The sequence below is a fragment of the Cellulomonas sp. P4_B5_2 genome, from assembly GCF_056402235.1.
Genome location: NZ_JBFUHU010000153.1, coordinates 1 through 8,741 on the forward strand (window position 1 = coordinate 1; position 8,741 = coordinate 8,741).

The 8,741-nt window shown below is 72.7% G+C and carries 11 protein-coding genes; 9 read left to right on the plus strand and 2 right to left on the minus strand.

Annotated features, from left to right (window positions below; translation table 11 throughout):
- The first annotated feature begins 73 nt into the window (after positions 1-73).
- Positions 74-229: a hypothetical protein gene (locus AC1DUQ_RS12245; RefSeq protein WP_477073874.1), complete on the plus strand. Its 156-nt coding sequence runs from the start codon at positions 74-76 to the stop codon at positions 227-229.
- A gap of 71 nt (positions 230-300) precedes the next feature.
- Here AC1DUQ_RS12245 and AC1DUQ_RS12250 read toward each other — a convergent pair whose 3' ends face one another.
- On the minus strand, positions 301-738 hold the full coding sequence (locus tag AC1DUQ_RS12250; protein ID WP_477061375.1) for a DUF5709 domain-containing protein: 438 nt from the start codon (positions 736-738) through the stop codon (positions 301-303).
- A gap of 102 nt (positions 739-840) precedes the next feature.
- Here AC1DUQ_RS12250 and AC1DUQ_RS12255 point away from each other — a divergent pair, with 102 nt between their 5' ends.
- A complete protein-coding gene (locus AC1DUQ_RS12255) occupies positions 841-2,523 on the plus strand; it encodes an ABC-F family ATP-binding cassette domain-containing protein (protein ID WP_477061376.1) in 1,683 nt (560 codons plus the stop codon).
- Positions 2,524-2,540: 17 nt separating this feature from the next.
- Here the strand turns inward: AC1DUQ_RS12255 and AC1DUQ_RS12260 are convergent, their stop codons facing one another.
- A complete protein-coding gene (locus AC1DUQ_RS12260) occupies positions 2,541-3,137 on the minus strand; it encodes a LysE/ArgO family amino acid transporter (RefSeq protein ID WP_477061377.1) in 597 nt (198 codons plus the stop codon).
- Positions 3,138-3,207: 70 nt separating this feature from the next.
- On the opposite strand from AC1DUQ_RS12260, the gene AC1DUQ_RS12265 reads away from it, so the two are divergent.
- From AC1DUQ_RS12265 to AC1DUQ_RS12295, 7 genes are all read left to right on the plus strand, one after another.
- Complete coding sequence (locus AC1DUQ_RS12265) at positions 3,208-4,152, plus strand: LysR family transcriptional regulator ArgP (protein ID WP_477061378.1); 945 nt, start codon at positions 3,208-3,210, stop codon at positions 4,150-4,152.
- A gap of 225 nt (positions 4,153-4,377) precedes the next feature.
- Positions 4,378-4,827 carry a 50S ribosomal protein L13 gene (gene rplM / locus AC1DUQ_RS12270; protein ID WP_055912203.1) on the plus strand — a complete coding sequence of 150 codons (450 nt, stop codon included), beginning with the start codon at positions 4,378-4,380 and terminating at the stop codon, positions 4,825-4,827.
- Positions 4,828-4,865: 38 nt separating this feature from the next.
- Positions 4,866-5,354: a 30S ribosomal protein S9 gene (gene rpsI / locus AC1DUQ_RS12275; RefSeq protein WP_056088985.1), complete on the plus strand. Its 489-nt coding sequence runs from the start codon at positions 4,866-4,868 to the stop codon at positions 5,352-5,354.
- 136 nt (positions 5,355-5,490) lie between these two features.
- On the plus strand, positions 5,491-6,840 hold the full coding sequence (glmM, locus tag AC1DUQ_RS12280; protein WP_477061379.1) for a phosphoglucosamine mutase: 1,350 nt from the start codon (positions 5,491-5,493) through the stop codon (positions 6,838-6,840).
- 29 nt (positions 6,841-6,869) lie between these two features.
- Entirely contained in the window at positions 6,870-7,505 is a 636-nt protein-coding gene (locus AC1DUQ_RS12285) for a peptide deformylase (RefSeq protein ID WP_477061636.1), read from the plus strand.
- Positions 7,506-7,672: 167 nt separating this feature from the next.
- A complete protein-coding gene (locus AC1DUQ_RS12290; RefSeq protein ID WP_477061380.1) occupies positions 7,673-8,374 on the plus strand; it encodes a DedA family protein in 702 nt (233 codons plus the stop codon).
- Between the two features lie 137 nt (positions 8,375-8,511).
- Positions 8,512-8,741, plus strand: a 230-nt coding sequence (locus tag AC1DUQ_RS12295) for a hypothetical protein (RefSeq protein WP_477073875.1), incomplete at its 3' end; no start/stop codon positions are given.

Consider the following 8,741-nt stretch of genomic DNA (forward strand, 5'->3'; position numbering starts at 1 on the left):
GTGGGGGTGCACGTGGTGGCCGCGCACGGGCTCATGCTCGACGAGGTGAGCTATCCCGCCGACGACGAGCTGGGTGGGGGTGCACGTGGTGGCCGCGCACGGGCTCATGCTCGACGAGGTGAGCTATCCCGCCGACGACGAGCTGGCGGCGGGGGCGGTCCTGACCCGTGCGCGACGGGCGGCCGAGGACCTGCAGCACCCGCCGGGCGCGGGCGACTGCTGCGGCTGAGCGGGCTCAGACCTCGTCGGTGGTTGGTCGGAGTGACGCTCCGCGCCCCTCACCCTCCGCGGCGCTCCAGGTCAGTCGTCGACGTCGTCGCGGTACCGGCGGTCGTCGACGTACTCCTCCTCGATGAGGTGCACGGCGGCCTCCTCGGCGCTCGCGGCGCCCCCAGAGATGCCGGCGTCGATGGCGAACCCGTCGGTGCCGCCGGCCTCGACGGCGCCGTCGTCCTCGATGAGCCGGCCGGCGCGGAACTCCTCGCGCTCGGGACGCGGCCGCGCCTCCCAGACCTCGGGCTCCTCCTGGCCGATGCGCTGGTCGATCGTCTCGCGGTGCGCCTCCTCCCACGCCGTCTCGCCGTAGTGGTTGGCGCGCGGCCGCAGCGGGACCGTGTAGCCCTCATCGAGGAGGTCCTCGACGCCGCGGTCCATCAGCGTGTCCTCGCTGGACAGCTGGTCGGTGTCGCCCTCGCTGTCGAGCTCGGGGTCGGGACTGGTGCCGGAGGTGTCGCTCATGTTCCGACGATAGACCGCGGACCCGCGCTCGGCAGCGAGGCTGTGCGCCGTGCCACAGGCAATGAGATGGGCCGTCGACCGGGCGGCAGGGACACTGGGCGCATGGGCCACCTCGACATCGGCGGCATCGGGTACTTCCTGCCCGACGGACGCCCCCTCCTCGACGACGTGTCGTTCCGCGTCGCCGACGGCGCGCGCGTCGCGCTCGTCGGACCCAACGGCGCGGGCAAGACGACGCTCCTGCGGATCATCGCCGGGGACGAGGCGCCGCACGCGGGATCGATCGGGCGCAGCGGTGGCCTCGGGATCATGCGCCAGGACATCGGCCGCATCGACGACGACCGGTCGATCCGCGACCTGCTCGCCTCGCTCGCGGCGCCCGCCGTCCGGGACGCCGCGGTCGAGCTCGCGGCGGCGGAGCTGGCGATCATGGAGACCGACGACGAGCCGGCGCAGATGAGGTACGCCCAGGCGCTCGTGGACTGGGCCGACGTCGGCGGCTACGAGGCCGAGGCGGGCTGGGACCGGGTGACCGACGCCGTCCTGTCCATCCCGTTCGACGCCGCCCAGCACCGCGAGGTGCGCACCCTGTCCGGCGGCGAGCAGAAGAGGCTCGTCCTGGAGGCGCTGCTGCGCGGCCCCGACGAGGTGCTGCTGCTCGACGAGCCGGACAACGCGCTCGACGTGCCGACCAAGCGGTGGCTGGAGGACAGGCTGCGGGCGTCGAACAAGACCGTGCTGTTCGTCAGCCACGACCGCGAGATGCTCGCCCGCGTGGCCACGCAGGTGGCGACCCTCGAGCCCGGCGTCATGGGGGCCGCGGTCTGGGTGCACGGCGGCGGGTTCGCGTCCTACCACCAGGCGCGCGAGGACCGACGCTCACGGCTCGAGGAGCTGCTGCGGCGCTGGGAGGAGGAGCACGCGAAGCTCAAGGAGCTCGTGCTCACGCTGCGCACGAAGGCCGCGTTCAACGACGGGCTGGCGTCCCGCTACGCCGCCGCGCAGACGCGGCTGCGCAAGTTCGAGGAGGCCGGCCCGCCGACGCTGCTGGCCCGCGAGCAGAACGTCAAGGTCCGGCTCCGCGGGGGCCGCACCGCCAAGCGCGCGGTGGTCGCGACCGGTCTCGAGCTCACCGGGCTCATGCACCCGTTCGACCTGGAGGTCTGGTTCGGCGAACGGGTGGCCGTCCTCGGGTCCAACGGGTCGGGCAAGTCGCACTTCCTGCGGCTGCTCGCCGCCGGCGGCAGCGACCCGTCACCCGAGCACGAACCGGCAGACGACCTCCCTGTCGAGCCCGTGCGGCACACCGGCAGGGTCGTCCTGGGCCCGCGTGTGCGACCGGGCTGGTTCGCGCAGAACCACGGGCACCCCGAGCTGGTCGGGCGGACGCTGCTGGAGATCCTGCACCGCGGCGAGGGTCACCGCGCGGGGCTCGGGCGCGAGCAGGCCAGCAAGGCGCTCGACCGGTACGAGCTCGTGTCCGCCGCGGAGCAGCGCTACGAGACGCTCTCCGGCGGTCAGCAGGCGCGCCTGCAGATCCTGCTGCTCGAGCTCGGGGGAGCGACGCTGCTGCTGCTCGACGAGCCGACCGACAACCTCGACCTGCACTCCGCCGAGGCGCTGGAGACCGGGCTGGCGGCGTTCGAGGGGACGGTGCTGGCGGTGACGCACGACCGCTGGTTCACGCGCACGTTCGACCGGTTTCTCGTGTTCGGCGCGGACGGGGACGTGGTCGAGACGCCCGAGCCGGTGTGGGACGCCGGCCGGGTGGACCGGGTGCGCTGAGCCTTCGACAAGCAGGCTCAGACCAGCAGCAGGACCGCGAGCGCGGCCATCACCACGGCGATGACGACGTCGAGCACCTGCCAGGCGCGCGGGCGGGCGAACACCGGCCGCAGGTAGGTGGCCCCGAAGCCGAGCGCGGTGAACCACACGACGCTGGCGGTGACCGCCCCGGCACCGAACACCCAGGCCCCGGGGTCGTGCTGGTGAGCCAGCGAACCGAGGAGCACCACGGTGTCCAGGTAGACGTGCGGGTTGAGGAACGTGAGCGCGAGGCAGGTCGACACGACGGCACCGAGCGCGGCGGGGCCGTCACCCGCGGGGTCGAGCCGCTCCGGTCGGCGGGCTCGCAGCGCGGCGCCCACGGCCAGCACGAGCAGGAACGCGGCACCCGCGTACCTCGTGACCGCCAGCACCACCGGGTGGTCGGTCACGAGCGCCCCGAGGCCCGCGATCCCCGCGGTGATCAGCAGCGCGTCCGCGACGGCGCACACCGCCACGACGGGCAGCACGTGCTCGCGCCGGATGCCCTGGCGGAGCACGAAGGCGTTCTGGGCGCCGATCGCGACGATGAGGGACAGGCCCGTCAGGAAGCCCGAGAGGGCAGCGGTGGTCACAGGACGACGGTAGGAACCGACGATGGTGAAGTCCAGTTCAGGTTGCTGGAGAACCGTTAGGATCATTCATGTGGCGTTCGACGCGGACCAGCTGAGCGCCCTCGCGGCCGTCGTGCACGAGGGCAGCTTCGACGCGGCCGCACGGCGCCTGCACGTGACCCCGTCGGCCGTCAGCCAGCGGATCAAGGCCCTCGAGCAGCAGGTGGGCCGCGTGCTGGTGCTGCGCACGCGTCCATGCCGGCCCACCGAGGACGGCGAGGTGCTCGTGCGCCTGGCCGGTCAGGTGGAGCTCCTGGGGCGTGATGCGATGGGTCTGCTGGTACCGGCACCGGGAGGCTCCCGGGCCCGGCCGGCCACGCGCCGGCTCCCCGTAGCCGTCAACGACGACTCGATGTCCACGTGGTTCCCCGCCGCGGTCGCCGACCTGCCCGCCGACGTCCTGCTCGACCTGCGGCGCGAGGACCAGGACCTGTCCGCCGACCTGCTGCGCGACGGCACGGTGATGGCCGCGGTCACCGCCGACCCGCGCGCGGTGCAGGGCTGCCGGGTCCGCCGACTGGGCGCGATGCGGTACCTCGCCGTCGCGGCACCGGACCGGCGGGAGCGCTGGTTCGCCGACGGGCTCGGGGCGGAGGCGTTCGCGGCGGCCCCTCTGCTCGCGTTCAACAGGGAGGATGGCCTGCAGGAACGCTTCGTCGCGTCGGTCGTCGGCCGGCGCACGGTCACCCCACGGGTGCACTACGTGCCGTCGCAGTCGGCGTTCGTGGGGCTGGTCGAGGCCGGGCTCGGGTGGGGGATGGTGCCGGAGGTGGCCGCGGCCGAGCGGATCGCCGCCGGTGCCCTGGTGGAGATCCGGGCCGGTCGCCACCTCGACGTCCCGCTCTACTGGCAGCACTGGGCGCTGCGCACGCCGACGCTCGACGACCTGACCGAACGGGTCGTCCAGGCCGCGTCGGCGGCCCTGCGGCCGGTGCGACGCCACGGGCCGCCCGCCACCGCGGGGCGGGAGGGGTGACGCGTTTTGACCCTCCGGCGGCACGGCGGCTACCCTGGTGTCTCGTTGTGCGTCCCCGTTCCGGCGGCTGCTAGTGCCCTCTCAGCACTCAGCACCGAGCCAGAGCGGCAGGGCTGGTGCGTTCCCGCTCGCCGCCCGGAAGCCGACGGAAGCATGCATCGGCGGACCCGCACCCTGCGGAGCTCCGCCCCGACAAGATTCGCAACGAAACGAAGGCTGACGACCGTGCGCACGTACACACCGAAGCCCGGCGACGTCGAGCGGACCTGGCACATCATCGACGCGAACGATGTCGTCCTGGGTCGCCTGGCCACACATGTGGCCACGTTGCTGCGCGGCAAGCACAAGGCAACCTTTGCCCCCCACGTCGACGGCGGTGACTTCGTCATCGTCATCAACGCGAGCAAGGTGGCACTGACCGGCAACAAGCGCGAGAACAAGCTCGCGTACCGCCACTCGGGCTACCCGGGTGGTCTCCGCGCCGTGGCCTACTCCGATCTTCTGGAGAAGCACCCCGAGCGCGCGATCGAGAAGGCTGTCCGCGGCATGCTCCCCAAGAGCTCCCTCGCGCGTCAGCAGCTCACCAAGCTCAAGGTCTACGCCGGTGCGGAGCACCCGCACGCGGCGCAGCAGCCGAAGCCCTTCGAGATCACCCAGGTCTCTCAGCAGGCGTGAGCCGGCTGAGTACAGAGAACAAGGACGCGAGGACACCAGTGGCAGAGACCACGGTCGACATCGACCTCGAGGGCGATGACACCCCCACCAGCTACACCTCCGAGACGGCTGCCCCGACGGGCCGCGGTCAGAGCATCACGGCACCGGCGAACGCACTCGGCCGTCGCAAGGAGGCCATCGCGCGCGTGCGCCTGGTCCCCGGCACCGGTCAGTGGAAGGTCAACGGGCGCACGCTCGAGGACTACTTCCCGAACAAGGTGCACCAGCAGCTCGTGAACTCCCCGTTCAAGCTCGTCGACGTCGAGGGTCGCTTCGACGTCGTCGCGCGCATCACCGGCGGCGGCGTGAGCGGCCAGGCCGGCGCGCTGCGCCTGGGCATCGCCCGTGCGCTGAACGCGATCGACGAGGAGCACAACCGCCCGGCCCTCAAGAAGGCCGGCTTCCTGACCCGCGACGCCCGCGTCGTGGAGCGCAAGAAGGCCGGTCTCAAGAAGGCCCGCAAGGCACCGCAGTACTCGAAGCGCTGATCGACGCACTTCGGCCCGATGGCCCTGCTGGTCTCACGACCAGCGGGGCCATCGGCATGTCTGCGACCATCAGCGAGGGCGGACGCGCGGGGCATGCATCAGCAGCGCCGTGCCGCCAGGACGAAGGAGTCTGACCATGGGCCGACTGTTCGGGACCGACGGCGTGCGTGGGCTCGCCAACCGGGACGTGACCGCCGAGCTCGCGCTCGACCTGTCGGTCGCGGCCGCGCACGTGCTGGGTTCGCTCGGCCAGTTCGAGGGGCACCGGCCCCGCGCGATCGTCGGGCGTGACAGCCGTGCGTCGGGGGAGTTCCTCGCCGCCGCCGTGTCCGCCGGGCTCGCCTCGGCCGGCGTCGACGTCAACAACGTGGGCGTGCTGCCGACGCCGGCCGTCGCGTTCCTCACCGCCGAGCTCGGTGTCGACATCGGCGTGGTGCTCTCCGCGTCGCACAACCCCATGCCCGACAACGGGATCAAGTTCCTGGCGCGCGGCGGGCACAAGCTGGACGACGAGCTCGAGGCCGCCATCGAGGCGCGCATGGGCGAGCACTGGGAGCGGCCGCTCGGCGGTGACGTCGGGCGCATCCGCGTCGACACCGGACGCGCGGGCGAGCAGTACATCGAGCACCTCGTCGGCACCATCGACGTCCCCCTGACGGGCCTGCGCATCGCGGTCGACTGCGCGAACGGCGCCGCGAGCGAGGTCGGACCGGCGACGCTCCGGGCGGCCGGTGCCGACGTCGTCGTCATCAACGCCTCGCCCGACGGGCGCAACATCAACGAGAAGTGCGGCTCGACGCACCCCGAGCAGCTGCAGGCCGCGGTCGTGGCCTCGGAGGCGGACCTCGGGGTCGCGTTCGACGGGGACGCGGACCGGTGCCTGGCCGTCGACGCCGCGGGCAACCTGGTGGACGGCGACCAGATCATGGGCATCCTCGCGATCGCCATGCGTGACCGGGGTGACCTGGTGGCGGACACCCTCGTCACCACCGTGATGAGCAACCTGGGGCTCAAGATCGCGATGAGCGAGGCGGGGATCGCCACGATCGACACCGCGGTCGGCGACCGCTACGTGCTCGAGGCGATGCGCGCCGGGAACTACTCCCTCGGCGGCGAGCAGTCCGGTCACATCATCATGGCGGCGCACGCGACCACCGGGGACGGCGTCCTGACCGCCCTGCAGCTGGCTGCCCGCGTGGCGGCGACCGGGGCGACCATCGCCGACCTGGCGGGCGTGGTCCGGCGGCTGCCGCAGACGCTGGTGAACGTTCCCGGTGTCGACAAGCGGCGTGCCGGGACCGACGAGCGGCTCCTCGACGCGGTGCGTTCCGCCGAGGAGGGTCTCGGCCGGACCGGGCGCGTGCTGCTGCGGTCGTCGGGCACCGAGGACCTCGTCCGCGTGATGGTCGAGGCCGGCACGCAGTCCGAGGCGGACCGCGTCGCGCGCGAGCTCGCCGACGTCGTCCAGCACCGGCTGGCCCTCTAGTGCCGTCCGGGCCCGAGTGGGACCAGGCGCTGCGCGACGTCGCGCTCTGGATCATCGAGTCGGGCACGCGCTCGCCCGAGGGGGTGGCGCCCATCGTGCAGGCCGGGCACCCGGCCCTGCGTGCGGTGTCGACGCCGTACGACGGCCAGCTGTCCGACGAGGAGCTCGCCGTGCTCGTCGACGTCATGCACCGGACGATGCGCGCGGCCCCCGGGGTCGGCCTCGCGGCGCCGCAGCTCGGTCTGCCGTTGGCCCTCGCCGTGCTCGAGGACCCGGGCTCCATCTCGCCGGAGCACGCGGAGGTCCGGGAGCGGGAACCGCTGCCGTTCCGCGTGCTGGTGAACCCGCGGTACACGCCGCTGGACGAGGAGCGCGTCTCGTTCTACGAGGGGTGCCTCAGCGTCGTCGGCTACCAGGCGGTGGTTCCCCGCGCGCGGCGCGTGCACCTGACGGGAGCGGACGAGCGCGGCACCGCGGTCGACGAGATCGTCGAGGGCTGGTCCGCGCGGATCGTGCAGCACGAGACCGACCACCTCGGCGGGACGCTGTACCTGGATCGCGCGGAGCTGCGCTCRCTCGCCGCGACGGACGAGTTCGGTGCCCGGTGGTCGGCCGAACCCAGTCCCGAGGCGGCCGCCCGCGCCCTCTCGTTCCCCCTGGCCTGAACAAGGTCCTGAGGGAGGACCCCGGGTCCGACCCCGGGTGGAATCGGGGCTGCACCAGGGATGAACCGGGGGTCACCCCTATGTCATCCAGGCATCGACGCGCCTTACCGTGGAGCACGACACCGGACGGATCGACCGACGGTGCACGACGCAGGAGCTGATGTCACGTGCTGGAGGGGTGGGCCCTGGCCCTCGTAGGTTCCCCGTGGATCTTCGTCGTGCTCTACCTGTTCGCCACGATCGACGGCTTCTTCCCCCCGATCCCGAGCGAGTCCATCGTGATCGCCCTGTCGGTGGTCTCGATGGCCGAGGGCACGCCCAACCTGGCGTTGATCATGCTCGTAGCAGCCGCCGGCGCGTGGACAGGTGACCAGATCGCCTACCAGATCGGTACCAAGGTCAAGGTGCGGGAGCTGCGACTGCTCCGCACCACCCGCGGGCGGGCGGCCGTCGACTGGGCGGAGAGCGCCCTGGCCAACCGCGGCGCCGCCTTCATCATCGCCGCTCGCTACATCCCGGTGGGCCGCGTGGCCGTCAACATGACGGCGGGTGCCGTCAAGTACAACCGCCGCCGGTTCATGGGGCTCACCGCCATCGCGGCCGTCACGTGGGGCGCCTACTCGTCGCTCATCGGCATCGGCGCGGGCGCCTGGTTGCACAACCACACGATGGTCGCCGTGGTCGTCGGGGTGGTCGGTGGCCTGGTGATCGGGGTAATCGTCGACTGGATCCTGCGCAGGTTCACCGGGCCTCGCACCATCGCCCCGGCGCCGCCGGCAGCGCTCCGACCGGCCGTCGAGGACACCGAGCGGGAGACCGAGACCGCCCCTCCGGTCACAGGACGCTCACGATCCGACCCCGCCGCCTAACGATCCGGTCTCACCCGGTCATTTGCCCCATGACTGTGCTTACTCTCTGACTGTGCCGACGTCGCTGTCGGCGCTCCCGCGCCTGTCGACACCCCCGGGGGTGTGCACCGGCGTGGGCAGAGCAGGCAGGGGGCGAGATGAACGCGCGCGCGCGGTGGGCCATCGGCCTCGTGCTGCCTGCCGCCCTCGTCGCGGGGCTGGCGTCGTCGTGCAGCGCGCCCGACCCCGCGCCCGACGCCCCGACCGCCGTCGTCGCCCCCGCCGCGGACTGCCTGTCCGCGCGGGTGCTCGCCGACCTGGGTCTGGTCGCGGTCGGGGAGTCGGCCGAGACCGGCACACCGCACGCCGACGCCCCTGAGGTGGGGCG

Coding starts and splice junctions, on each gene's coding strand:
- AC1DUQ_RS12250 (WP_477061375.1), bottom strand. CDS start 738: ATGAGCGACACCTCCGGCACCAGTCCCGACCCCGAGCTCGACAGCGAG.
- AC1DUQ_RS12255 (WP_477061376.1), top strand. CDS start 841: ATGGGCCACCTCGACATCGGCGGCATCGGGTACTTCCTGCCCGACGGA.
- glmM (WP_477061379.1), top strand. CDS start 5,491: ATGGGCCGACTGTTCGGGACCGACGGCGTGCGTGGGCTCGCCAACCGG.